1 protein-coding gene is annotated in these 499 nt (G+C 52.1%); it reads right to left on the bottom strand.

The window, feature by feature from the left end:
- The coding region (locus A596_RS22665; RefSeq protein ID WP_235425684.1) for a carbohydrate binding domain-containing protein at window positions 1-479 on the bottom strand (479 nt) is incomplete at its 3' end.
- Window positions 480-499: the final 20 nt, after the last annotated feature.

Genomic DNA, 499 nt, shown 5'->3' with positions numbered 1-499 from the left:
GCAGTCAGTGTAATAACGCTATCCGGGGTTCCCGGAGCCAATTTCACCCAGACATTCAACGCATATTCATTGCCAGTGGTGAGCGAACCCACATTAAATGTCAAACCATTCCACGCGGCGGTACGGCCGGTGATCAAGGCGCTGGCTGAGCCGCTGCGTTTATCCGCTGTTGAACGCGTTACTGTTCCTGCTGTAGTTCCCCAATTGGTCAAGCCACTTTCGACTCCACCGTTTTGTGCAAAATTATTTGCCGGAACAGAATTATTGACTGAAGAAACTGCAGTGCTTGAACGTGAGCTGGTTGCAGGGGTAGAGCTTGGGGCTGTGCTGGAGCGACTGGAAGAAGTCACTGCAACACTGGAGCGTGAGGAAGAGCTTACTGTTGCACCGCACAGCGAGCCGTTGATTACCGGACTTTCAACAGTGCCACCATTAGTATTGCCCTGGAATCCAAAAGAAACGGATTGACCCGGTGCGATGCTGCCGTTCCAACCTACAT

This window comes from Cellvibrio mixtus subsp. mixtus J3-8, from assembly GCF_000766945.1.
In the GTDB taxonomy this organism is placed as follows: domain Bacteria; phylum Pseudomonadota; class Gammaproteobacteria; order Pseudomonadales; family Cellvibrionaceae; genus Cellvibrio; species Cellvibrio mixtus_A.
This window is presented reverse-complemented; position numbering and strand designations above follow the sequence as displayed.